Annotated in this window: 23 protein-coding genes and 1 pseudogene; 13 read left to right on the top strand and 11 right to left on the bottom strand. The window is 58.5% G+C overall.

The features are described from left to right. Positions 1-22 precede the first annotated feature (22 nt). The 5 genes from AWM79_RS16675 to rplM form a co-directional block, all read right to left on the bottom strand. Positions 23-805 carry a cytochrome c1 gene (locus AWM79_RS16675; protein ID WP_060783311.1) on the bottom strand — a complete coding sequence of 261 codons (783 nt, stop codon included), beginning with the start codon at positions 803-805 and terminating at the stop codon, positions 23-25. Further along, positions 805-2,016, bottom strand: coding sequence for a cytochrome b (locus AWM79_RS16670; protein ID WP_017132656.1), 1,212 nt, complete (start codon positions 2,014-2,016; stop codon positions 805-807). Before AWM79_RS16670 ends, AWM79_RS16675 begins: the two co-directional genes overlap by 1 nt. Next, the gene (gene petA, locus AWM79_RS16665) at positions 2,013-2,609 is read right to left on the bottom strand and encodes a ubiquinol-cytochrome c reductase iron-sulfur subunit (protein WP_026013244.1); all 597 of its coding nucleotides are present in this window, start codon (positions 2,607-2,609) and stop codon (positions 2,013-2,015) included. The genes AWM79_RS16670 and petA overlap by 4 nt, the downstream gene beginning before the upstream one ends. A gap of 254 nt (positions 2,610-2,863) precedes the next feature. Then, on the bottom strand, positions 2,864-3,256 hold the full coding sequence (gene rpsI, locus AWM79_RS16660; protein ID WP_017123589.1) for a 30S ribosomal protein S9: 393 nt from the start codon (positions 3,254-3,256) through the stop codon (positions 2,864-2,866). 14 nt (positions 3,257-3,270) lie between these two features. Further along, positions 3,271-3,699 (bottom strand): 50S ribosomal protein L13, encoded by a 429-nt coding sequence (rplM, locus tag AWM79_RS16655; protein WP_060783310.1) that lies wholly within the window; start codon positions 3,697-3,699, stop codon positions 3,271-3,273. Positions 3,700-3,944: 245 nt separating this feature from the next. On the opposite strand from rplM, the gene AWM79_RS16650 reads away from it, so the two are divergent. The 6 genes and pseudogenes from AWM79_RS16650 (at position 3,945) to AWM79_RS16625 (ending at position 11,563) form a co-directional block, all read left to right on the top strand. After that, positions 3,945-4,985 (top strand): NADP(H)-dependent aldo-keto reductase, encoded by a 1,041-nt coding sequence (locus AWM79_RS16650; protein WP_060783309.1) that lies wholly within the window; start codon positions 3,945-3,947, stop codon positions 4,983-4,985. A gap of 416 nt (positions 4,986-5,401) precedes the next feature. Continuing rightward, entirely contained in the window at positions 5,402-6,322 is a 921-nt protein-coding gene (locus AWM79_RS16645; protein WP_176986801.1) for a GlxA family transcriptional regulator, read from the top strand. A 429-nt stretch (positions 6,323-6,751) separates the two neighbouring features. Continuing rightward, positions 6,752-8,191: pseudogene (locus AWM79_RS16640) on the top strand (FAD-dependent oxidoreductase); the annotation flags it as partial. Between the two features lie 201 nt (positions 8,192-8,392). Then, entirely contained in the window at positions 8,393-9,280 is an 888-nt protein-coding gene (locus AWM79_RS16635; protein ID WP_017132650.1) for a nitrilase family protein, read from the top strand. Between the two features lie 18 nt (positions 9,281-9,298). Continuing rightward, complete coding sequence (locus tag AWM79_RS16630; protein WP_060783308.1) at positions 9,299-10,507, top strand: hypothetical protein; 1,209 nt, start codon at positions 9,299-9,301, stop codon at positions 10,505-10,507. A 78-nt stretch (positions 10,508-10,585) separates the two neighbouring features. Beyond that, entirely contained in the window at positions 10,586-11,563 is a 978-nt protein-coding gene (locus AWM79_RS16625) for an asparaginase (protein WP_060783307.1), read from the top strand. Between the two features lie 126 nt (positions 11,564-11,689). On the opposite strand, the gene zapE is transcribed toward AWM79_RS16625, so the two are convergent. The 3 genes from zapE to AWM79_RS16610 form a co-directional block, all read right to left on the bottom strand. Continuing rightward, complete coding sequence (gene zapE, locus AWM79_RS16620) at positions 11,690-12,784, bottom strand: cell division protein ZapE (RefSeq protein ID WP_060783306.1); 1,095 nt, start codon at positions 12,782-12,784, stop codon at positions 11,690-11,692. A 90-nt stretch (positions 12,785-12,874) separates the two neighbouring features. Then, positions 12,875-14,227, bottom strand: coding sequence for a tryptophan--tRNA ligase (locus AWM79_RS16615; protein WP_060783305.1), 1,353 nt, complete (start codon positions 14,225-14,227; stop codon positions 12,875-12,877). 25 nt (positions 14,228-14,252) lie between these two features. Further along, positions 14,253-14,882 carry an alpha/beta hydrolase gene (locus AWM79_RS16610; RefSeq protein WP_060783304.1) on the bottom strand — a complete coding sequence of 210 codons (630 nt, stop codon included), beginning with the start codon at positions 14,880-14,882 and terminating at the stop codon, positions 14,253-14,255. Between the two features lie 149 nt (positions 14,883-15,031). Between AWM79_RS16610 and AWM79_RS16605 the strand changes: the two genes are divergently transcribed. Further along, positions 15,032-15,469 (top strand): Z-ring associated ZapG family protein, encoded by a 438-nt coding sequence (locus AWM79_RS16605; protein ID WP_060783303.1) that lies wholly within the window; start codon positions 15,032-15,034, stop codon positions 15,467-15,469. Positions 15,470-15,551: 82 nt separating this feature from the next. Here the strand turns inward: AWM79_RS16605 and AWM79_RS16600 are convergent, their stop codons facing one another. Further along, on the bottom strand, positions 15,552-16,331 hold the full coding sequence (locus tag AWM79_RS16600; protein WP_017132644.1) for a YiaD family glycine zipper/OmpA-like lipoprotein: 780 nt from the start codon (positions 16,329-16,331) through the stop codon (positions 15,552-15,554). A 205-nt stretch (positions 16,332-16,536) separates the two neighbouring features. Next, positions 16,537-17,322 (bottom strand): FadR/GntR family transcriptional regulator, encoded by a 786-nt coding sequence (locus tag AWM79_RS16595; protein WP_060783302.1) that lies wholly within the window; start codon positions 17,320-17,322, stop codon positions 16,537-16,539. Positions 17,323-17,479: 157 nt separating this feature from the next. On the opposite strand from AWM79_RS16595, the gene AWM79_RS16590 reads away from it, so the two are divergent. Genes AWM79_RS16590 through otnI form a run of 5 tightly spaced genes read left to right on the top strand, consistent with a single transcriptional unit; the run spans position 17,480 to position 22,574 of the window. Next, entirely contained in the window at positions 17,480-18,790 is a 1,311-nt protein-coding gene (locus AWM79_RS16590; protein WP_060783301.1) for an MFS transporter, read from the top strand. 15 nt (positions 18,791-18,805) lie between these two features. Beyond that, a complete protein-coding gene (gene denD / locus AWM79_RS16585) occupies positions 18,806-19,780 on the top strand; it encodes a D-erythronate dehydrogenase (RefSeq protein WP_017132641.1) in 975 nt (324 codons plus the stop codon). Between the two features lie 20 nt (positions 19,781-19,800). Further along, positions 19,801-21,093 (top strand): 3-oxo-tetronate kinase, encoded by a 1,293-nt coding sequence (otnK, locus tag AWM79_RS16580; RefSeq protein WP_060783300.1) that lies wholly within the window; start codon positions 19,801-19,803, stop codon positions 21,091-21,093. After that, the gene (otnC, locus tag AWM79_RS16575; protein WP_017132639.1) at positions 21,090-21,728 is read left to right on the top strand and encodes a 3-oxo-tetronate 4-phosphate decarboxylase; all 639 of its coding nucleotides are present in this window, start codon (positions 21,090-21,092) and stop codon (positions 21,726-21,728) included. The genes otnK and otnC overlap by 4 nt, the downstream gene beginning before the upstream one ends. A 42-nt stretch (positions 21,729-21,770) precedes the next feature. Next, on the top strand, positions 21,771-22,574 hold the full coding sequence (gene otnI / locus AWM79_RS16570) for a 2-oxo-tetronate isomerase (protein WP_017132638.1): 804 nt from the start codon (positions 21,771-21,773) through the stop codon (positions 22,572-22,574). Between the two features lie 144 nt (positions 22,575-22,718). On the opposite strand, the gene AWM79_RS16565 is transcribed toward otnI, so the two are convergent. Next, entirely contained in the window at positions 22,719-23,615 is an 897-nt protein-coding gene (locus AWM79_RS16565) for a LysR family transcriptional regulator (protein ID WP_017132637.1), read from the bottom strand. A 110-nt stretch (positions 23,616-23,725) separates the two neighbouring features. Between AWM79_RS16565 and AWM79_RS16560 the strand changes: the two genes are divergently transcribed. After that, complete coding sequence (locus AWM79_RS16560; RefSeq protein ID WP_017132636.1) at positions 23,726-24,484, top strand: sulfite exporter TauE/SafE family protein; 759 nt, start codon at positions 23,726-23,728, stop codon at positions 24,482-24,484. Positions 24,485-24,507 lie beyond the last annotated feature (23 nt).

The raw sequence follows: 24,507 nt of genomic DNA, 5'->3' as shown, positions 1-24,507 counted from the left end.
TGACAGTTATATTACAGCGTTATCAGTGAACATCCTTCCAGTATTCGCGCTTGAGCAAATAAGCGAACACGAAGAAGAAGGCCAGGTACAGCAAGACGTAGGTACCAATGCGCTGATGTGCAAGCTTCACCGGGTTGGCCGAATAAGCCAGGAAGGTTACCAGATTCTTGACCTTCTCATCGAACTGCTCGTCAGTCAGACTACCGCTTTTGGGCACAATGGTGAGCTGATCGCACGCCTCATGGGTCAGTGGCGTACCGGTCAACGGATCATACTGCTTCTTGCCGTCCTCGATGATCTGCACCTGCTTGCAACCGACAACCTGACGGCCTTGCAGGCCCACCAGCACGTTGGGCATACCGACATTCGGCAAGACCTTGTTGTTCACGCCCCACGGACGTGCCGGATCCTCGTAGAAGGACCGCAGGTAGCCATAGAGCCAGTCGGTGCCACGCACCCGCGCCACCAGAGTCAGGTCGGGCGGAGTCGCACCGAACCAGGCCTTGGCGTCCGCCGGCTGCATGCCGATGTTCATGTGGTCGCCAATCTTGGCACCGGTGAACAGCAGATTCTTGAGCATCAGGTCATGAGGAATCCCCAGGTCATCGGCCACGCGCTCATAGCGCTGGAACTTGGCACTGTGACAACCCATGCAATAGTTGGCAAAGGTCCGTGCGCCATCCTGCATGGCAGCCTTGTCGGAAACGTCGATATCGACCTTTTCAAGTGGCGGACCGCCATGTTCGGCGGCAAAAGACAGCGCCGGCAGAGCCGCGAGGATCAAAACAGCGAATAGTTTTTTCATCAGCTAGTCACCCTTTCCGGAACCGGTTTGGTCTTTTCGAGCCGGGTGTAGAACGGCATCAGAATGAAGTAGGCGAAGTACAGGAAGGTGCAGACCTGCGACAGCAATGTACGCTCGGGGTTTGGCGCGAGAACGCCCAGCACCCCCAGGATCACGAAGGAAATGCAGAACACCAGCAGCCAGATCTTGCTCATCCAGCCTTTGTAGCGCATGGACTTGACCGGGCTACGGTCAAGCCATGGCAAGACGAACAACAAGGCAATCGCGGCGCCCATGGCGATCACGCCCATGAGCTTGTCGGGAACCGCACGCAGGATCGCGTAGAACGGCGTAAAGTACCAGACAGGAGCGATATGCTCCGGCGTCTTGAAGGCGTTGGCTTGTTCGAAGTTCGGTTTTTCGAGGAAATATCCGCCCATTTCCGGGAAGAAGAACACGATGGAACAGAAGATGAACAGGAACACCACCACGCCGACGATATCCTTCACGGTGTAGTACGGATGGAAGGCAATGCCATCCAGCGGTACGCCGTTTTCGTCCTTGTGTTTCTTGATGTCGACGCCATCCGGGTTGTTCGAACCGACTTCGTGCAAGGCCAGCACGTGCAGCACCACCAGGCCGAGGATCACGATCGGCAGGGCCACCACGTGCAGGGCGAAGAAGCGGTTCAGGGTGATCCCGGAAATCAGGTAGTCACCTCGAATCCACTGGGTCAGGTCGTTACCGATGACTGGGATTGCACCGAACAGCGAAATGATCACCTGCGCGCCCCAGTAAGACATCTGGCCCCACGGCAGCAAGTAGCCCATGAAAGCCTCGGCCATCAGCGCCAGATAGATCAGCATGCCGAACAACCACACCAGCTCGCGTGGCTTTTGGTACGAACCGTAGAGCAGGCCACGGAACATATGCAGGTAGACCACGATAAAGAACGCCGAGGCGCCTGTAGAGTGCAACACGCGCAGGATCGCACCGTACTCGACATCCCGCATGATGTATTCGACAGAGGCGAACGCCTCTTCCGCCGAAGGAGTGTAGCTCATGGTCAGCCAGACACCGGTAACGATCTGGTTGACCAGTACAAGCAGGGCCAGGGAGCCGAAGAAATAGAAGAAGTTGAAGTTCTTCGGCGCGTAGTATTTGCTCAGATGGTCTTCCCACATCTTGGTCGCGGGGAAACGCGCATCAACCCAATCCATGAACTTGCTCATTGCGCGTTCTCCTTGTCGACGCCGATGACGATCAGTTCATCGGACTCATAGGAATGCGGCGGAACCGGCAGATTCAAAGGCGCGGGCTGGGACTTGTAGACGCGCCCCGCCAGATCGTAGTGGGAGCCATGGCAAGGGCAGAAATAGCCACCTACCCACTTGGGCCCCAGATCGGCAGGTGCCACTTCCGGACGGAATGTCGGCGAACAACCCAGGTGCGTACAGATACCGATCAGCAGGAGGATTTCCGGCTTGATCGAACGCGTTTCTGGATCAACATAGGTTGGTTGTGTCGAGTTCTTGGACTGGGGATCGGAAAGTTGATCTTCGATCTTCTTCAGATTACCCATGATTTCCGGGGTTCGGCGAACAATGAAGACCGGCTGGCCGCGCCATTCAGCAATCATCTGCTGACCTGGCTCGATCTTGCTGACATTCACTTTCACCGGTGCGCCCGCGGCTTTCGCCTTGGCACTGGGAAACCATGACCCCACGAACGGGACCGCAGCCCCTACCGCTCCTGCAGCCCCTACCACGGACGTGGCTGCTACGAGGAAGCGACGTCGGCCTGCATTCACGCCGTCATTGCTCATTCAGTCCTCTCCCATCAGCTTTGTGGCCTGTTAAATCAGGCGTCTACTAAGTAAAAATCTTGTACTTATAAAAATTTTGCAGAATGGTAATGAAAAGCCCCACCTCTGACAAGGTAATTACCGGACCCACACTGCCCCGAGCCTTGGAGTATAGGGGGTCTACGGATGTGGCAAGTTGTCACAGCAAATATTTCGCCCATAAAAAAAGCCCGGCTCCACAAAGGAGCCGGGCTTCTTCCGACGCAGAAAGCGAATTAACGCTTCGAGTACTGCGGACGCTTACGCGCTTTACGCAGACCGACTTTCTTACGTTCAACTTCACGGGCATCGCGAGTGACGAAACCAGCCTTACGCAGGGCGCTGCGCAGAGTCTCATCGTAGTCCATCAGGGCACGGGTGATGCCGTGGCGGATTGCACCAGCCTGACCGCTCACACCACCACCGATGACGGTGACGTAAATGTCGAATTTTTCGACGGTCTCGGTCAGTTCCAGCGGCTGGCGAACTACCATGCGGGCAGTTTCGCGACCGAAGAACGTGTCCAGGGTGCGGTTGTTGATGGAGATGTTACCAGTACCTGGGCGCAGGAAGACGCGCGCGGTCGCGGTCTTGCGACGGCCAGTACCGTAATTTTGAGTCGCCGACATATTGAACTACTCCGTTAAATCTTCAGTTCTTGAGGCTGCTGAGCGGTATGAGGGTGTACAGCGCCCGCATAGACTTTCAGCTTACGGTACATGTCGCGACCCAGCGGGTTCTTCGGCAGCATGCCTTTGACCGCGGTCTCGATCACGCGCTCTGGCGCCTTGGCGATCAGCTTTTCGAAGTTGATCGACTTGATGCCACCCGGGAAACCGGAGTGGGAGTAGTACATTTTATCGGTGGTTTTAGCACCGGTAACACGAATCTGCTCGGCATTGATGACAACGATGTAGTCACCGGTGTCAACGTGCGGAGTGTATTCAGCTTTGTGCTTGCCACGCAGGCGGCTCGCGATTTCGGTGGCCAGACGACCCAGGGTCTGACCAGCAGCGTCGACGATAAACCAGTCGCGCTTAACTGTTTCCGGTTTAGCAGTAAAAGTTTTCATTCTTTATAGCCTCAGGGGCCGCCTGTAAATAAGACGGCGGATCTTACTGAATAGTGCGTACTTTGACAAGGTCAAAGGCAGCCGGATACAGACGCTTTCGGGGGCTCGGGTCGGCGCGTCCGTTCAACGGCAAGATTCTTTGGCGGCGGCGCATCACTTCCACTGCATAAAGAGGTGCGCAATTATGCAGATTGCGAAAAATTTTTCAACCTGCTTTTATGCTTGTTTTCCTACAGGAGCCTCCAATGGATTATCGACAGCTGGGTCAGACCGATCTGAATGTGAGTGCAATTTGCCTGGGGACCATGACCTGGGGCGAGCAGAACACCGAGTCCGAGGCTTTCGCCCAGATCGAGCGGGCCAAGGCCGCTGGCATCAATTTCATCGACACCGCCGAGATGTACCCGGTGCCGCCCAAGGCCGAAACCTACGCCAACACCGAACGCATGATCGGCAACTGGTTCAAGCAGCGCGGCGACCGCGCCGACTGGATCCTGGCGAGCAAGATCGCCGGGCCGGGCAACGGCATCAACTACATTCGCGACGCCAGCCTCAAACACAACCGCCAGCATATCGTCCAAGCCCTCGACGCCAGCCTCAAGCGCCTGCAAACCGACTGGATCGATCTTTACCAGTTGCACTGGCCGGAGCGCAGCACCAACTTCTTCGGGCAACTGGGCTACAAACACAAGACCGACGAGGACTTTACACCGTTCGAGGAAACCCTCGAGGCGCTGGACGAGCAGGTCAAGGCCGGCAAGATCCGTCATATCGGCCTGTCCAACGAAACGCCTTGGGGCACCATGAAATGCCTGCTTGAGGCCGAGCGTCGCGGCTGGCCGCGGGCAATGTCGATCCAAAACCCCTACAACTTGCTCAATCGCAGCTTCGAAATCGGCCTGGCGGAAATCGCCCTACGAGAACAGTGCGGCCTGCTGGCCTATTCGCCGATGGCGTTCGGTTTCCTGTCGGGCAAATACGAAGGCGGCGCACGTCCGGACAAGGCTCGCCTGACGCTCTACAGCCGCTTCAGCCGCTATTTCAACCCGCAGTCGCAAGCCGCGTGCAGTCGCTATGTCGCCCTGGCCCGCGAACACGGCCTGGACCCGGCGCAGATGGCCCTGGCGTTCGTGACCCAACAACCGTTCGTAACCAGCAACATCATTGGCGCGACCACTCTCGAACAACTGGACAGCAACATCGCCAGCGCCGCGTTGAAGTTGTCTGACGAAGTTCTGGCCGGAATCGAGGCGATCCACAAGGATCATCCGAACCCCGCACCGTAAGCACGCTCCCGGGCCGGGCCGAAATTTGTGGCGAGCGGGCTTGTCGAAATGCCGCTCACCACAAACGCCGTAATGCAGATCGATAACCGCACTTCCCCCAACTGAACAAGGAAAGGCCCCCCTCCCGCTCGAGAAACCGGCGCACGCCGCTGCAAAAAAGCTCGTGCCCGGAACTGAGCAGGGTTCGACGACCATGCGCACACCTTGCAAACACGCTGAAGCCGGGATGGATTCACCGCGCCTATGCCAGTGTTTTACGTTGAACCACTGGACACATGCGACAAAAAATAAGACGATCCAGCCGTCTGTTGACCACTTTCCCCTATAAGAATAATTGAATTATGGCTAACGCTCTCTCGACGCCCCTACGGCGCGTCAGCATCCTGGCTATCGACCGGGTATTCGCCTCTACCCTCATGCAAGCCAAGGATTTTTTCCATCTCGCCAGCCTGCGCTACGCCAAGCAGCTCGGCCACGGACTCATCCCGGCTTTCGAGACACGCCTGGTCAGCCCCGACGGCCATTGCGTGTGCAGCTTCAGCGACGTCATCCTGCCCGTGGACGGTGGCCTGGAAAACGCCGATGTGATTATCCTGCCGGCCTTCTGGGACGACTTCGACACACTCTGCCAGCGCTACCCGCAGGTTCTGCCCTGGCTGCGCGAACAGCACGCCCGTGGCGCTGTGCTCTGCGGCGAGGCGACCGGCGTCTTCTGGCTCGCCGAAGCGGGCCTGCTCGACGGCAAGGAAGCCACCACTTACTGGCGGTTCTTCAACGCCTTCAGCGAGCGCTTCCCTAACGTCTACCTGAACCAGGACAAACACCTGACCGACGCCGACAACCTGTACTGCGCAGCAGGCACTACTTCGGCCTGCGACCTCTACATCTACCTGATCGAGCGCTTCTGCGGGGCCAACGTCGCCCAAGCCGTGGCACGTGACATCCTCTATGAAGTACAGCGCAGCTACGCGCCAGGGCGCATCGGGTTCGGCGGCCAGAAGCTGCACCAGGACGTGATCATCTTGCAGATCCAACATTGGCTGGAGGAGCACTTCGCCGACAAATTCCGCTTCGAAGACGTTGCTCGCGAGCACGGCATGAGCATCCGCAACTTCATGCGCCGCTTCCAGACCGCCACCGGCGATAAGCCGCTGCACTACCTGCAACGTCTGCGTATCGAGACCGCCAAGGGCCTACTGTCCGGCAGCCGCAAAAGCATCAAGACCATTAGCTACGAAGTCGGCTATGACGATGCAAGCTTCTTCGCCCGCCTGTTCCGTCAGCACACCGAATTGTCGCCGAACCAATATCGGCAACAGTTCCAGCAGGCGGCTTGATACTCAAACCCACCCTATATCCAATGTGAGAGCGAGCTTGCTCGCTCTCACAGCGGTTCTTCGACATCCCCAAAAGGGTCTATTGATAAAACAAAAAAACGCCTGCAACCGCAGATCCTTTTTATGAGCAACTCTATGGAAAAACCCTTCGGCATTGCCGTTTTCTACAAAAAGATGTTCTATAGGAACACTCCGAGTGCTATGTAGGCTATTAACTGAAACTAACGGCAACATAAGGTGGACGGGCGGATAAATGTTTGACTCTGAAGTGTATGCTGGTTAATAAGATCATTTACCGATAACTGCCTTTCGAAAGTATCCTACTTGCGTTCGAAAAACAAAGTTGTAGGGTTTGACTGCGCTGATTACCTCCTCTCGCTCAACTATCCTCGGCAATATCGGATATGCCACTCTCGCCGGGGTAGAGGGGAGGGCAGCATGGGCGGTGGACTGACTCCGCAGATGCTGGTCTGGAAAAATGGAGATGGTCAGACACCACCTCCCGGTGCAGAACTGCAAAAGGTGTATGCAAAGTGGAAAACCTTTGCCGATCGCATGACTCGCCACGTTGCAGAGGTTTATGCCAGTCGGGCATGGGAAGCCATGTGGACTGCTATCGTCGAAAAATACGAAGGCGTTTCGTTTCGAGACTTGGTCAGCATGCCTGCTCTGCAAGCCTGGGATGAACGCTCACCGGGGGACTTTGGTGGAATGGGAATGTCCCCAGAGGAATCTGCGATCTTCTACGCCATTGGCATCGGCGACGGTAGCTGGGGGGCCTTTTACGATGTCTGTTGCCTCTATCCCCTACGCACGGCCATTTTTGGATTCAGCAGCCAGTTGCAACTGATCCATGGTCGGGTGGACTCAAATGGCGATCCACTTGACTCGCCCCATCTGCACAGTGCAGCCGTTTACGACTCGATGGGACTGAGTTTTGACAGGCCCCGCTATATCGGACTCTGTGCTTTGGACGAATGTCTGCTGTTCATAAAGACCGACGAAACCGCAAAATCCTTCTATGAACACTGCAGGGAAAGAAACAACGGCTTGCTCATTGATTCATCTGTTACAAAACTTAAAAAACTGACGAACCAGAAAATACGCGTCCACTACAACTCGAAACATAGCCAATCCGCGCAAACCCAGGAACACTACGATGACTTTGATTCAGTCATCATGACCCTCCCCTCCTGGTTAATCGAAACTCGTATCAAGCTTGAAAGCTTCACGCCACAGATGCTGCCTTTCGAAACCATCAATGCCTATAAAACCGCACACTGGGAAACCAGCTGCAAAGTGTTCGCGCCATTAAAAAAGTCGTTCCTCTCGAAAAACAGCAAAATTCCGCAAGTCATCGTCACCGACAGCTTCATACACGACGTCTACACCTACCGGTACAACGATAACTACAGTTATGACTGCATCCTTTTAAGTTACACATGGGAGGACGACGCTACCAAACTGGCCACATTCACCGACAAAGAACTGGTGAACAAGTGCGCCAAAGAGCTGGATCGCATCCTCATGAACTCCGCCAATATCCAGGAGAAAATCTCTCCCTACATTAGCCTTAATCAAGCCGTGGTCCAACGTTGGATGAGCGATAAAAATGCGCTGGGTTGTGCAAAGTTATACCGACCTGGCACCTACTACGACGCCGTCAGCCTGCTGAAGTACAACCGGGACTTCGCACATGTTTCAGGCCTGTATTTTTCCGGGGAATCATTTTCAGTTGACGCCGGCTGGACCGAGCCATGCTTTCGGGGCGCCGTCGATGCGGTCATTCATATCTGCAACAAAACCGGCGCGGTCTTCAATGGCGGCTTTTCCATGAGCGACTATCCGCACTATAACGTCAGAACCTGATCACCTTTCTTGCCTCGAGCCATGCACGATGTGCATTGGCTCAACTTCGCAGCCCCTCCTGCCAAGCGCCTCGCGCAGACATCTTGTGATACGGACTACACCCTAAACGGAAGTGGCTGACTTACATACTCTCGTCGATTCGACTTTCATAAGCACGCAGCTAAAACGGCGTGAATAACAATAATAAAGAGGTCATCGGCAATGAACGATCCAACCACTCCTGTTCGTGTAGCAGTCGTGCAGTTCGATCCACAAGTTGGCGTGCAAAATCACGAAACAAATCTGCGAAACAGCCTGGAGTTAGCGCTGGAAGCGGTAAATGACGGGGCGACTCTCATCGTCCTGCCCGAGCTTTCGAGCACAGGCTATTTCTTCAAAACACGGCAGGATGCGTTCGAGCATTCGCAGGCCGTCCCCGGCGGAACGAGCGTACAAAGCTGGATGGACTTTGCCCGCCAGCACAAGGTTTATCTGGTCGCCGGTTTGACCGAGCGCGACGGCATGCAGTTGTTCAATACCGGCGTTCTTGTCGGACCTGACGGCTTCATCGGCAAGTATCGAAAAGCACATTTATGGAATCTGGAAAAACTGTGGTTCACGCCGGGCAACCTGGGCTTCCCGGTTTTTGACACCCCAATCGGTCGCATAGGGTTGTTGATCTGCTGGGATATCTGGTTCCCGGAAGTCCCGCGCATTTTGAGCCAGCAAGGCGCTGACATCATTTGCAGCCTGAACAATTGGGTCTGGACTCCGCCGCCCCTGTTCGATGACGCCGGCAAGTGCATGGCGTCATACCTGACGATGACGGCGGCTCACGTCAACAACGTGTTTATTGCGGCGGCGAGCCGGATAGGTGAAGAGCGAGGCGCACGTTACCTGGGTTGCTCATTGATCGCCGGCACCAATGGCTGGCCGATTGGCAAGGTGGCGTCAGCGGACCAGCAGCAAATCCTGTTTGCCGACATCGATCTGACCAGCTCGCGCAGCGCGCCCATCTGGAACAATTTGAACGATTTGCATCGCGATCGTCGAGCCGATCTTTACGATCAAATGCTCGGTTACACCCAGCACCCTTGTCTGCCGCGCTGATAAGGGGGGGTATGACTGATGGAAACCGCAAACAAAAAACCGCAAAACCGACTTGCCGCCAGGTCGGCGCTGGATACGGCGATCATCTGGCTGATGCTCGGCATGGCACTGTTGGTCATCTGGCTTTCATTCACCTACCGCTCCTCCTGGTCAGCTCATTGGCCGGACTACAGCCACATGGTATCGAGCCTTTCGGAGCCGAGCGCCTGGTTGCGCTGGGTCCTGGGAGACATCAGCGAGGTGGCGTTCTACAAACATGAGTTCGCTTCGATCGGGCTGCTGGCAGGCGCCTATCTGGCCTACTGGGCGAATCGAACGGGCAGAGCCTGGCAAGGCTTCACCATTTGCTACGGCAGCGGTTTATGGCCATGGCTTGTAACCAGTTCATTGCTTGGACTGTTGCTGAGCAACCTGCTGTGGGGCTGGACGGTCACAGCCACTCGTTGGCAACCGACGTTCGCCGCATTTGTTTCGTTGCCGGCGGCGATGGTATTGATATTTGGTGGTGGTTGGAAGGTTGCGATCAATGGCGCAATCATGGGCGCGCTGTTCGTCACGCCTCTGTGTCTGCTGATCGTCAATTACATCTGCAATCCCTTGGGATTGCCCGCCGTGATCGGCAACGTCACCGGCATGGCGGTCGCCAGCGTCGGCGCTTTTGTGCTCTGCCGTTGCCTGCCGAGCCTGATGAAATCCGACCGAACCGAAGAACCCTGCGCCCCTCCACCTTCGCCCGCCGTCGCCAAAACGCCTGACTACGGCGCCGTGTGGACGCTGCGCCGGGTGTTGGCGGACTTTTCCGAAGCGCCGTTCTTTGGCAATGAATGGGCCAGTCTCGGTTTGATCGCGGGCGCCTTGCTGGCTTACACCTTAAACCCGACCAGCCCGGTGTATGGCACGGGCCTGCTGCCACAACTGCTCGCCGCGCAGGCGCTGACCTCGGCGTTAGGCGTGCTGATCTGGCGTCGACAATGGATATTGTGTGGCTGGTATCCTACCTACGTGCCGTTGGTGTCAGTCGTGCCGGCGGCCATTCTGACGCACGGGAGTAGCTGGGCGGTCATTGTCTCGAGCGCGTTATTGGGAGCCCTGATTGCACCTCCACTGGCATGCGCGATCGCCAAGCGCTTGCCGCCTGACATGCATGGTTTTATCGGCAATGTGCTGTCCATGGCCATCAGCACGCTGCTGATCGTTCCGTTTATCGGGCTATTGATCGCTAACTGACGCGCATCACTTTTTGGGCCGTATCACGACGCCAATCCGGATACAGCCACTTCTCATCACAAACAAAGGAGGTGTCCCATGGACCTGCCCAAACTGGCCATTGCGGCGCTCGGCGGCACCGTGAGCATGCAGGCCAGGAATGCCGATGAAGGGGTGATCCCGACCGTCAGCGGCGAAACCTTGCTGGAATCGATACCAGAGTTGTCGACTCTGGCACGGGTTAGCGTAGAAACGCTCGGGCTGTTACCTAGTGCCTCGTTGGATTTCGAGTTCTTACTGAGCGTCCTTTCCTGGGCACATGGGCAAATCAGTCAAGGTGCGGTGGGTGTGGTCATCACTCAAGGCACGGACACTCTCGAAGAAACCGCGACGTTCTTCGACTATTTGTGGGACCACGAGGAGCCGTTGGTATTGACCGGTGCCATGCGCTCAGCCGCACAGGCAGGGGCCGATGGGCCGGCGAACCTGCTCGATGCCTGCCGGATCGCATTGGCCGAAAACAGCCGTCATCGAGGCGTTCAAGTAGTGATGAACGGTCAGATTCATGCTGCGAGTACGGTTCGTAAAACCGATTCGTTGGCATTGCAGGCATTTACCTCTCCGGTCTTTGGCCCCGTGGGTATGCTCGTGGAAAACGCCGTTCGCTATTTGCGCCCACCGGCTCAGCGCAGGGTTTTGCCTATACCGCACCAGTGCGCAAAGGTCGCCCTGCTGGAGGCGTCGCTCTGCGCCGACACGCTTTTACTCGAGAACATTGTCGAACTGGGCTACGACGGTCTGGTAATCGCAGGCTTCGGTGCTGGACATGTTTCTGAGCAGTGGGCCGAGGTAATCGAAGGCATCACACGAAAAATCCCCGTCATCATTGCGACCCGTACTGGCTCGGGGCCTACCGCGCAGTGCTCATATGGGTTTAAGGGTGGGGAGATCGATTTGATCCAAAAAGGCGCATCGATGGCCGGGTTTCTTTGTCCGCGTAAAGCTCGGGTGCTGTTGTGGCTGCTTATCGGTTGTCAGCGACAGGATGAGCTGGCGAGCTATCTGATGGACAATTGAAATCAAACCCTGTGCAAGCGAGTGAATCAAGTAATTCGCAGGCCCTCGAGATTTCCTCGACGCGAAAAAAAGCCTGCGGTTGCAGGCCTTTTTTTGCTTTCCCAATTGCCTTGCTATCTGAAACGCTTATGGCTTGTGCGCTCGCGACAGAAATTCGTGGGACTGCATTTCCAACAAGCGGCTCAGGGTCCGCTGAAACTCGAAATTCAAGCGACCGCCCGTGTACAGGTCCTTGAGTTCCACTTCCGCCGAAATAATCAGCTTGACGTTGCGGTCGTAGAATTCGTCGACCATGTTGATAAAGCGTCGAGCGATATCATCGGTAGTGACGCTCATCTGCTCGACACCGCTGAGCAACACGGCGTGGAAGATCTTGCCCAATTCGATATAGTCGTTCTGGCTGCGCGGACCGTCGCACAGTTCGCGAAAGTCGAACCAGGCCACATCGTCACAAGTACGGATTGCCCGAATCTCGCGATTCTCAATCATCAGTACATCGTTCTCAACAGCCTGGGTGCACTCCGGCGTCAACGCCCGAAAGCTTTTACGCAGACTCTCCTGAGCGGCTTCGTCCAGCGGAAAATGGAACAGCTCGGCCTGTTCCAGATGACGCAGGCGGTAATCGACACCGCTATCGACGTTAACGATCTCGGTGTTCTGCTTGATCAGCGCAATCGCCGGGAGGAAACGCGCCCGCTGCAGGCCATCCTTGTACAGGCCGTCCGGTACGATGTTCGAGGTCGCCACCAGGGTCACGCCGTTCTTGAACAGCTCTTCCATCAGGGTGCCGAGAATCATCGCATCGGTAATGTCGGAGACGAAGAATTCGTCGAAACAGATCACTCGGGTCTCGGCGGCAAAACGCTTGGCGATGAGGGTCAGCGGGTTTTTCTCGCCATGCAGGGTTTTCATTTCCTCGTGCACCCGCTTCATGAAGCGGTGGAAGTGCGTGCGGGTCTTTTCCTTGAACGGCAGCGCTTCGAAGAAGGTATCGACCAGGTAGGTCTTGCCACGGCCAACACCGCCCCAAAAATACAGGCCCTTGACCGGCGCCAGGTCTTTCTTGCCGAACAGTTTGCCGAACAGGCCCGGCTTGTTCTGCGAAGCCGCGACGAGGTCGTCGTACAGGCGTTGCAAATGGCGCACCGCCGTTTCTTGGGCCGCGTCGTGAAAGAACTCGGGGCGTTTCAGATCAGCTTGATATCGTTCTAGGGGGGTCATAATTTCGTTAGCAAGGTAACAAAAACGGGCGGTCACTTTAGCGATGGCCCGTGGGAATGGCAATCGGCCCTTGGTCGGGCCGACGGTCGATTAGTCTTGAACGGGGGTCAAGGCGACCCGCAATGCTTCGATGGCGGCGTCACGGGCCGTTTCATCGCTGAACTCGGGGCTGTCGGCCACCGGCTCGCCTTCCAACCAGACACTGAAGCGTTGCGCCTCGGCGCGGATGTCCAGGGCTTGACCCGATTGCAGTTGCCTGGTCACGCCACCAGCGGCCTGGCCATCGGTAAAGCCGCGCGACAGCAACAGTTGCTCACCATCGGCGGCCAACAGACGGAAACGAAAGCTGTCGCCCTCGCGGAAGCTGACAAAACGCGCCGCCTTGGCGGTTTTCTTCTTGGTGGTCGCGACCCTCTGAGCCGGGTTGACGAACGAACGCAGGCCGACCGCCTCACGCAACTGGGCAAGGAACGGCGTCGCGACGCTGCGGGCCTTCTTCGCCCCGGCCTGGAGAATATCCTCCAGGTCCGATGGTCGGGACATCAGTTCATGATAACGCTCGCGCTTCTCGGCCAGCTCACTGTCCAGCAACTGGAACAGGCGGCTCTTGGCCTCGCCCCAACCCAGCCCGCCCAGCAATTGATCGCGGAACTCGGCGGCTTGCGCGGTCGTGGAGAACGCCTGGAACAGGGTGAACAGGTGCGAGTTGTCCGGGTCCTTGGCTTCGCCCGGCGCACGGGAGTCGGTGACGATCCGCGAAATCGCGTCCTTCATGTCCTTGGCGCTGGTGAACAACGCAATGGTGTTGTCATAGCTCTTGGACATTTTCCGACCGTCGAGGCCTGGCAGCGTCGCGACGCTTTCTTCGATCAGTGCTTCGGGCATGACAAAGAACTCCTTGCCCTGGCCGAACAGGTGGTTGAAACGCTGGCCGATATCGCGGGCCATTTCCACGTGCTGGATCTGGTCGCGGCCGACCGGCACCTGGTGGGCGTTGAACATCAGAATGTCCGCCGCCATCAGCACCGGGTAGCTGTAGAGCCCCATGGTGATCCCGGCATCCGCGTCTTCACCGCCCTCGAGGTTCTTGTCCACCGAGGCCTTGTAGGCGTGCGCACGGTTGAGCAGGCCCTTGGCCGCGACACAGGTCAGCAACCAGGTCAGCTCGGGAATTTCCGGGATGTCCGACTGGCGATAGAAGGTCACACGCTCCACATCCAGGCCACCGGCCAGCCAGGTCGCGGCGATTTCCAGGCGCGAGCGCTGGATGCGCAACGGATCGTCACATTTGATCAGCGCGTGATAGTCGGCCAGGAAGTAGAAGGAGTCGGCATTGCTGTCACGGCTGGCGAGGATCGCCGGACGGATGGCCCCAGCGTAGTTACCCAGGTGCGGGGTGCCCGTGGTGGTGATGCCGGTGAGGATACGTGTACGAGTCGTCATGGGTAATCGCTTAGTCAGACTGCTATCAATTCAAAAGGCGCGGCAGGATCAGATCCTTCAGATCGGTCAGCTTGCCATGAAAAAAGTGCCCGCATTCTGCCACTTTCAGCAGCTCATGGGGACGCTCAAGGGCAGCGGACCAATCGTAGACCCGCTGCGGATCGATCACTTCGTCGCTTTCCGGTTGGATCAGGGTCAGCGGACAGTCCTCCGGCAGGTGGTCCACGGCACGCAAGCGCATGACTGCCGCAGCCACCAGGAACAGGTGCTTGAGCGTCTGTCCGCCAGCTTCCAGTCGGCCGCCGAGGGCCGCTGCGACAAAACCACCGAAGGAGAAACCGAACAGTGTCAACGGCAGGTCCGGGTGTTTGGACAGTAACCATTGCGCGGCGGCTTGCGCGTCGTCGACTTCACCGGTGCCCATGTCATGGCTCCCGGCACTGGCGCCGACACCCCGATAGTTGAAACGCAGAGTGATCAATCCGCCATCGCGGGCGGTGCGTTGCAGGGTTGAAACGACTTTATTGAGCATTGTCCCGCCCTGTACCGGGTTGGGGTGGCAGATCAGCGCCAGCCCACGGGGTTCGGGGGTGTCCAGGTACAAGGCTTCCAGTGGGCCGACCGGGCCATCGATAAACAAAGGGGTTTCGCGCATAAGCAAGGAATGAACTCCGTGACCTCTCAAGGGGTCGACTCGTCTAGCTAAAAGTCTCTGCCTGACATCATTGCGACCTTAAGATCGCGGTATACAGCGCAGGTCCGAGCCGTTAACGTAAAGCAAAGCCGTTTATAGAGGAAGGACTCGTGGAACACTCGCTCTTAGTTTGGTTGTTGCCGACTCTTGCCCTGGTTGCCGGTGTCGCTATTGGTTTCCTGGTCGCCCGTCTGGTGCCGAGTGCCGCGCCCAGCAGCACGCAGCGTCAGTTGGACGATATCCAGGAACGTTTTGACAGTTATCAGAACGAGGTGGTCACCCACTTCAACAGCACCGCGGCACTGGTCAAGAAACTCACCCAGAGCCACCAGGAAGTGCAAGACCACCTCGCCGAGGGTGCTAACCGCCTGGCCCTGGACGAGCTGACTCGCCAGCGCCTGCTCGCCGCCCTACACACCGATGCAACGCAGACACCACGGGAACGCCTGACACCGCCTCGCGGCAACCAGGAGCCGCCTCGCGACTACGCCCCCAAGGCGCCAAACGCCCCCGGCATGCTCGACGAGCATTACGGCCTGAAGAAGTAACCCGCCTTCAGGCACCTTGAGAAAGCCCGCTCGATCATTGATCGGGCGGGCTTTTTTTTACACGTGTAGATTCAGCCAGGTGTCATGGGTACTGCTGAACCGGCTGACCATACTGCTGACCCTGCTGGTATTGCGGCTGGCCCTGTGGCGAAGGCTGACCTTGTGTCTGGCCGTACTGCTGGCCAGGAATGGCTCGCAGGTTGACTTCCACGCGACGGTTCTGCGCCCGACCATTGACATCGGCGTTGCTCGCGACCGGATTATCGGGACCGGCGCCACGGGCCGACAGGTTGGCTCCGCTCACGCCCTGCGAGGTCAGGTAGTTGGCGACGCTCTGGGCACGGCGCTGGGACAAGTCCATGTTCAGTTGGCGGCTACCGGTGCTGTCGGTGTAACCGACGATCTCGATCTGGTTCTGGTTGAACTCCTTGAGGGAGTTGGCCAGGTTATTCAATGGCTGATAGAAACTGCTGGCAATGGCGTCGGAGTTGGTGGCGAAGGTGATGTTGCCGGGCATGATCAGCTTGATCTGGTCGCCCTGGCGCTGCACCTGGACGCCGGTGTTGGCCATGCTCGCACGCAGCTTGGCTTCCTGCTGGTCAGCGTAGTAACCGTAACCGGCCGCACCCGCACCAGCCACCAGGGCACCAATCAGCGCACCCTTGCCACGGTTGTTGTGATCGATCGCGGCGCCAGCCACCGCACCGGCCAAGGCGCCAAGACCACCGTACTTGGCGGTTTTACTCATACCCGAGGAGCCTTGTTCCGCCTGCCCCTGGTTGTCATACGGGTTTTGCGACGCGCAGCCAGACAGCACGGCAACGGCGGTGGCGGCGATAATCAAACGACGCGAGGTGAACATGGGTCTAGCTCCTACTCATTTGGGGTGCACAGGTCGTTGGCGACGGATCTGCGTCGGCCTTAGAACACAATCGATGAAAAAAATTCCATAAAAATTTTTTGCGCGAACGAACAGATTTCCACCTATCTGGTCGCCCTCCCGTGAGCCTGGAACGGATGTTGCGCAGGCCTGGCAGCACGACGCCGAGGGTTTGGCTCGCCTGAGTCTATGGCGTCTGCCCCCCTGGCTTCGACCAAAACGAAGGGTCGGCACTCTTGAGCCGTTCCACCGCATTATTGATGTGGTTAAGCGCGGCATGGCGCGCGCCTTCCGGGTCACGTGCGGCAATGGCCGCGTAGAGAGCGCAGTGTTCGACCCGCACCGTACTGGCCAAATCGCGGCGACGCTCCTCGTTGGAACGCGTGATGCGAATCGCCTCTTTGATGTATTGAGCGATAAATTCGTGCAATGACGGGTACAGCGGATTGCCCGTGGCCCGGGAAATGGAGTGATGGAACGCCAGGTCTTCCTCAACGCCATCGCGGCCCGCCTGCTCGGCGGTGTCGATGGCTTTCAGCGCCTGGTGGATGGCCTCCAGTTGCGCCGGCGAATGCCGTTGCGCCGCCAGTGCGGCTGCCTCCCCTTCGATGCCACGACGCAGCTCGGTGACCCGCAGCACCACCTCGATCGAGCCAATGACATCCAAATCGATTGTGAACGCTTTGAGAGGCGCGTTTTCGCTGACCACCGTACCGCTGCCTTGGCGGACCTCCACCAGGCCGACTGACTTCAGGCGCGATATCGCCTCGCGGATAACCGTCCGGCTGACCCCAAAACGCTCCGCCAGCACGGACTCAGTCGGCAGGCGAGCGCCCGGCAGCACTTCACCATTAGCGATATAGGCCTTGAGGGCCGCCGTGACCTGATCGGACAACGTGCCCTTGGCGGAGTCCTTCAGCGCTGCCAGCGTATCGGCGGAGCACGAAGATTTATCAGGTGTGAGCATAGGCATCTCCGGGCTCAAATCGGTGAACGGTACTGCATTTTAGCCCCGTCGTCCTCTCTGGATTCCATGATTGAATTTGTATGATGTATTATGATAAAAACCACTTTATCTAATCCGACAAAAACAAAATCACCCACTACAAAAATAAGGATGGGGGAAACACATGACGGAATCAGTGATTCAAACCGGCGCCATCGCGCCGGCCGATCGCTTCGAGGATCAGGCGTATCGCAAAGTTGCCTGGCGTATCCTGCCGCTGTTGTTGCTGTGCTATCTGGTCGCTTATCTGGATCGGGTGAACGTGGGTTTTGCCAAATTGCAGATGTCCGACGATCTGCAATTTTCCGAAGCGGTCTATGGTCTCGGCGCGGGGATCTTCTTCATTGCCTACTTTCTGGTGGAAATTCCCAGCAACCTGATCCTGCATCGCGTCGGAGCGCGGTTGTGGATCGCGCGCATCATGATTAGCTGGGGCATCATTTCCTCGGCCATGGCCCTGGTCAGTACGCCGATGTCCTTCTACATCATGCGTTTTCTGTTAGGGATCGCCGAGGCCGGGTTTTACCCAGGTGTCATCCTCTATCTGTCCTATTGGTTCCCGACCCATCGCCGCGGCAAGATGTACGCCCTGTTCGCCACGGCAGTGCCGCTGTCCGGTCTGATTGGCGCGCCGTTGTCCGGCTGGATCATGAGCGCCCTGAACGGAACCCACGGGTTTGCCGGCTGGCAGTGGTTGTTCTTTCTCGAAGGGCTGCCCTCGATTGCCGTCGGCATCCTGGTGATCTTCTGTCTCAGCGACCGGATCGCCAAGGCAGGCTGGCTCACCCGCGAAGAAAAAACCCTGTTGCAAACCCGCATCGATGCCGAAGCCGCCGGCCATCAGCAGCACAACCTCAAAGAAGTGTTCCTGCAGCCGCGCATCTGGCTGCTGACGGCCATCTACTTCTGCATGATCGCCGGTTTCTACACCGTGGGTTTCTGGTTACCGACGCTGATCCGCCAAGCCGGGGTCAGCGATGTGTTGCAGGTCGGCATGCTCACCGCCATCCCTTATGCCGCGGCGGCGCTCACCATGATCCTGGTTTCGCGCAGCGCCGACCGATTGCGCGAGCGGCGCTGGCACCTGGCGTTGACCGCCGTGCTCGGAGGCATCGGCCTGTTCATCTCCGCCACCTGGAGCGACAACTTCACCGTTTCCATGATCGGCCTGACCCTGGGTTCGATGGGCGCGATGAGCACCCTGCCACTGTTCTGGAGCCTGCCCACCGCCTTTCTCGGCGGCACGGCAGCCGCCGCCGGCATTGCCCTGATCAATTCCTGGGGCAACTTGGCCGGTTTCGTCTCTCCGTACCTGATGGGTTTTCTCAAGGACGCGACCCACAGCACCACGATCGGTATGTATGTCATGGCCAGCGCATTGTTTCTCGGCGCCCTGCTGGTCTTCAGAATTCCCGGAAAACTCGTCAACCGCTGACGTTTGGAGTCACTTATGAACATTCTCGTCACCGGCGCCGCCGGCTTCCTCGGCCGCCGTCTGATCGAAGCCTTGCTGCGACGTGGCTCGCTCACTAACCGAGCAGGCCAGCCCCAGGCCATCCAGCAAATTATCGCTTTCGATCAGGTTGCCCTGGAGGGAATCGACGATCCTCGGGTCAAGGTGGTGTGTGGCGATATCGCCGCGCCGCACGTGCTGGATGGCCTGATCGATGCCAGCACCGACAGTATCTTTCACTTGGCGGCGGTGGTGTCCAGCCAGGCGGAAAGCCATTTCGAACTGGGTATGCGCATCAATTTCAGCGCGACGCAGAGTCTACTCGAACGCATTCGCCTGCTTGGCACGTGCCCAAAATGGGTGATGACCAGTTCCGTGGCGGTGTTCGGCGGGCAGTTGCCGGAGCGTGTCCGCGATGATCACGTCTGGGCGCCGCAGAGCTCCTACGGCACGCAAAAAGCCATGAACGACCTGCTGCTCGCCGATTACAGTCGACGCGAGTTCGTCGATGGCCGCAGCCTGCGCATGCCGACTATCGTGGTGCGTCCGGGGAAACCCAACCTGGCCGCTTCCAGCTTTGCCAGTGGCATCATCCGCGAGCCGCTCAATGGCCAGGACAGCGTGTGCCCGGTAGCACTCGATACCCGCCTCTGGCTGATGTCGCCGGCGCTGGCGATTGAAAACCTGATCCATGGGCATGAACTGCCCGGCAGACAGTTGACCCAGGGGCGCGTGATCAACATGCCGGGCCTGTCCATCAGCGTCGAACGGATGATTGACGCCCTGCGCCAGACCGCCGGCGCCGAAGTCGCCGGACGGATTCGCCTGGAGCGCAATCCGGCGATCGAGCGCATCGTCGGTTCCTGGCCGGGTTCCTTTTGCGCCACCTACTCCCGAGACCTGGGCTTCATCGCGGACGAGGACTTCACCGACGTGATCAAGCAGTTCATGACTGAGTATGTGCGCGGATAAACCAGATGAAGGAACACAGTATGTCAAATGCCCCCACCCGCCCTCTGCTGGGTTGCATCGCCGACGATTTCACCGGCGCCACGGACCTGGCCAACATGTTAGTGCGTGGCGGCATGCGCACCGTGCAAAGCATTGGCATACCCGATGCCGATGTCGCCGGCCAACTCGACGCCGACGCGCTGGTCATTGCCCTGAAATCCCGGACCCTGCCAGCCGCCGACGCGGTGAGGGAGGCGCTCGAAGCGCTGCGCTGGCTGCGCGAGCGCGGCTGCGAACAGATTTTCTTCAAATACTGCTCGACCTTCGACTCGACCGCCGCCGGCAATATCGGCCCGGTCAGCGAAGCCCTGCTGGAGGCCCTGGACAGTGATTTCGCCCTCGCCTGTCCAGCCTTCCCGGAAAACGGTCGCACGGTCTTTCGCGGGCATCTGTTCGTACACGACCAATTGCTCAGCGAGTCGGGGATGCAACACCATCCGCTGACACCGATGACCGATGCCAACCTGGTGCGCGTGCTGCAATCGCAGAGCCAGCACAAGGTCGGCCTGCTGCGCTATGACACTGTCTCCAAGGGGGTCGAAAGCATCCGCCAGCGCATGGCGCAACTACGCGCCGAGGGTGTGCGCCTGGCAATTGCCGATGCCTTGTCCGATGCCGATCTCTATGCGTTGGGCCAAGCCTGCACCGACCTCCCTCTGCTGACAGGCGGTTCCGGGTTGGCACTGGGCTTGCCGGATAACTTTCGGCGCGCCGGTAAACTACGCGCCGTAGACGCCGCGCGATTGCCAGCGGTCGAAGGCGGCGAAGTGGTGCTCGCCGGTAGCGCTTCGCACGCCACCAATGGACAAGTGGCGACCTGGCTGCAAGCCGGTCGCCCGTCTTTCCGTGTCGACCCACTGGCCCTGGCTGCGGGGGAACCGGTCATCGAACAGGCACTGGCCTTCACCGCCGCCCGTACCGAGACGGTATTGATCTACGCCACCAGCCCGGCGGACGAGGTCAAGACCGTACAACGTAAGCTAGGCACCGAACGGGCTGGCAACATGATCGAACAGGCCATGGGCAAGATCGCCAGCGGGTTGCACGCCTCAGGTGTGCGTCGCTTTGTCATCGCCGGCGGGGAAACCTCGGGGGCCGTGGTTCAGGCCCTGAATATCCGCTTGTTGCAGATCGGCGCGCAGATCGATCCAGGGGTGCCTGCCTGCGTCAGTACCCCCGGAGACCCCTTGGCCCTGGCGCTCAAGTCGGGCAACTTCGGCGGCCCGGACTTCTTCGCCAAGGCCCTCAAGCAACTGGCGGGAGTGGCGGCATGAGCAACGAAAACGCCTTGCGCGAGGAGATCTGTGAGGTCGGCGCGTCCTTGTACCGCCGTGGCTACACGGTAGGCAGTGCCGGCAATATCAGCGCCCGGCTGGATGACGGCTGGCTGATCACGCCCACGGATGCCTGCCTGGGCCGGCTGGACCCGACCTCAATCTCCAAGGTCAACCTGGCCGGGGAATGGATCAACGGTGACCGGCCATCAAAAACCCTGGCCTTGCACCGCCAGGTCTATGATCGCAATCCGGGCGTCGGTGGCGTGGTACACACTCACTCGACGCACCTGGTGGCGCTGACCTTGGCTGGGGTCTGGCACGAGGATGACATCCTGCCGCCACTGACCCCCTATCAAGTGATGAAGGTCGGCCATATCCCGTTGATCGCCTATGCACGTCCCGGCTCACCGAAGGTGGCCGAACGTGTCGCGCAACTGGCCAACAGCGTGCGCGGGGTCATGTTGGAACGGTTGGGGCCAGTGATGTGGGAAAGCTCGGTATCCAGGGCCAGCTATGCCCTGGAAGAACTGGAAGAGACCGCACGACTTTGGCTGATGAGCAACCCCAGGCCGGCCCCTCTGGACAGCGCGGCACTGGATGAATTGCACGAGGCTTTTGGTGTTCACTGGTAGCCCATCGACCGTACACTTGTTTTTCTGATTTCAGGAGCCGCCATGCCCCGTTTCGCCGCCAACCTCAGCATGCTCTACCCGCAATACGACTTTCTCGAGCGTTTCGCCGCCGCCGCCGCCGATGGGTTTGAAGCAGTGGAATACCTGTTTCCCTACGACTACAGCGCGCAACAATTGAAACAGCGACTCGACGACAACGGCCTGGTCCAGGCTCTGTTCAATGCACCGCCAGGCAGCATCGCCGCTGGCGAAAAAGGCACCGCATCCTTGCCAGGCCGTGAGTTGGAGTTTCGTGCCGGTTTCGACCAGGCCCTGGAGTATGCCGCGGTGCTGGGCAATGACCGCATCCACGTCATGGCTGGTTTGCTCGCGCACGAAACAGATCGCGCCCGCCACCACGACACCTACCTGGAAAACCTCAGCCACGCGGCGACAGCAGCGGCAAAACTGGGCATTACTGTGTTGATCGAACCGATCAACACCCGCGACATTCCAGGGTTTTTCCTCAACCGTCAGGATCAGGCGCAGGCCATCTGCACAGCGGTCGGCAAAGCCAATCTCAAGGTCCAATTCGACATCTACCATTGTCAGATCGTCGAGGGTGACGTGGCGACGAAACTGCGTCGGGATTTGCACGGCATCGGGCATATTCAAATCGCCGGAGTACCGGATCGCCACGAACCGGACTTGAGCAACGAATTGAATTACCCTTATCTGTTCGAGCTGATCGATCAATTGGGCTACAACGGCTGGGTCGGTTGCGAATACCGTCCGCGTGGCGACACCAGTGAAGGTTTGAACGGGTGGCGCGACTGGCAGGCCCGTACAGGCCGGGGCAAGGCGTAGTTTGCCGTTCGGCGACTGGATGGAGGTCGGCATTGCTCCGGGTGCTGGCGACCCACCCTGGAGACTGTGTTTTTGTTGGTGGCTTTTCGATAACCGACGGCGGCACAAAGTGGTAATCGAACATGGGCACTCGCCCGTGGCCAGCTACACGGTCTGCGGCCCACCACCGAGATGCGCCAGCAGACTTTGCATTGGCGTAGAGAGCATGTGCCATTGCTCAAAGCACAGACAGAGCTGCCTACGCGCCCAACTATCGCTGATCCTCAGGATCTTGAATGGGTATCGACGTCGAAAGCGCTGTGCAGCCGTCAATGGAATAATCGCGACCCCTATCCCCTGCGATACCATTTGGCACGATCCCTCGAAGTTTTTCATGCGAATACGCAGGGCTAACGTCTTGCGCAGCTCGGCCGCGTGTTCGTCGATATGATCTTGAAGCGCGCTCCCGGCTTCCAAGCCAACGAACGGCTCACTGGTCACATCGGCAAAGCAAACCGCCTTCGACTCCGCGAGCCTGTGCGCCACCGGAACGATCAGCGCCAGAGGGTCGCTGGCGACCGGCTGGACGATGAGACCCGTGGCGTTGACGGCATCCGATACCACACCCGCTTCGGCCAGCCCCGCGCCGATCATCTTCACAATCTCGGCACTGGTACGCTCCCGCAGGTCAATGTCCAGGCGCGGGCGCTGCGCAAGCCACGGGGCAAGCTTTTGCGGCAAGAGGCCAGTCAGCGCCGCTGTATTGGCGTACAGCAGCAACGTACCTCGGGCACCGGCGCTAAAGTCGCGTAGCTCCCCTTGCAACAGACTGTGTTGGCGCAGAATCAGACGCGCATGATGCGCCAGCGCCTCTCCCGCCTCGGTGCTCACGACCCCTTTGCGGCTTCTTTCAAGCAGAACCACTCCGGCGTCCGACTCGATATTACTGATACGCTCGCTGGCCGACGCCAATGCCAGGTTGGCTTGTCTGGCTCCGGCGGTAATGCTGCCGGCATCGACCACGCAAAGAAACAAGCGCAGATCCGCAAGATCGAAGCGCATACACCCTCCCAGACAGACTTCCTTCGGCAAATCCGAAGGCGGTATCGGAAAAACCGCATTGTGCCAGCCTCTGCCTGGATATGTAATGTTGACCACGAATACTCTGACCGATGCCGACTATGAATGCTCCGACTATTGAATTGATCTGCTTGCTCTTTGCCACGTTTCTCGGTGCCGGTGTCGTTAAAGGCGTGACCGGAATGGGCTTACCCACGGTTGCCATGGGGGTGCTGGGGGCTATCATGTCACCGCTTACGGCAGCGGCGATCCTGATCATTCCGTCGTTCGTGACCAACGTGTGGCAAATGTTGGCTGGGCGAAACGTACTCAGCCTCATGCGACGACTGTGGGCGATGATGCTCTGCATCGTGATCGGCACTCTTCTGGGAACGCGACTGCTGGCAGTCGTTGACCCTGTCTGGTCGGGACGTGCGCTGGGATTTGCCCTGATCGGCTATGCGGTCTATGGGTTGTTCTTGCCGACACTCTCGGTCCCGCAACGGCTCGAATCCAGACTGTCGCCCATCGTCGGCATGGTTACCGGGTTGTTGACTGGCGTCACCGGCATCTTCACGCTTCCCGCCGTGCCTTATGTACAGTCGCTGGGCCTTCAGAAAGACGAGCTCGTGCAGGCCCTCGGCCTTTCGTTCACCGTCTCCACGGTTGCTCTGGCAGGAGGACTGTTGGCCCAGGACGCCTTTCGACTCGACCAACTGGGCTTGTCGCTGCTGGCGATCATTCCGGCGTTGATCGGAATGTGGCTGGGCTCGATTGTGCGGCATAAAATCAGCCCAAAAACCTTCCGTCGTTGCTTTCTCCTGTTCCTCATCATCCTGGGTCTCGAACTGGCGCTTCGTCCGTTCTCTTGATTGTCTCGCACTACCGGAAGATG

Origin of the sequence: Pseudomonas agarici (assembly GCF_001543125.1) — a bacterium.
In the GTDB taxonomy this organism is placed as follows: domain Bacteria; phylum Pseudomonadota; class Gammaproteobacteria; order Pseudomonadales; family Pseudomonadaceae; genus Aquipseudomonas; species Aquipseudomonas agarici.
The sequence above is the reverse complement of the archived record's forward strand: the minus strand, read 5'-3'. Positions and strand labels throughout refer to the sequence as shown.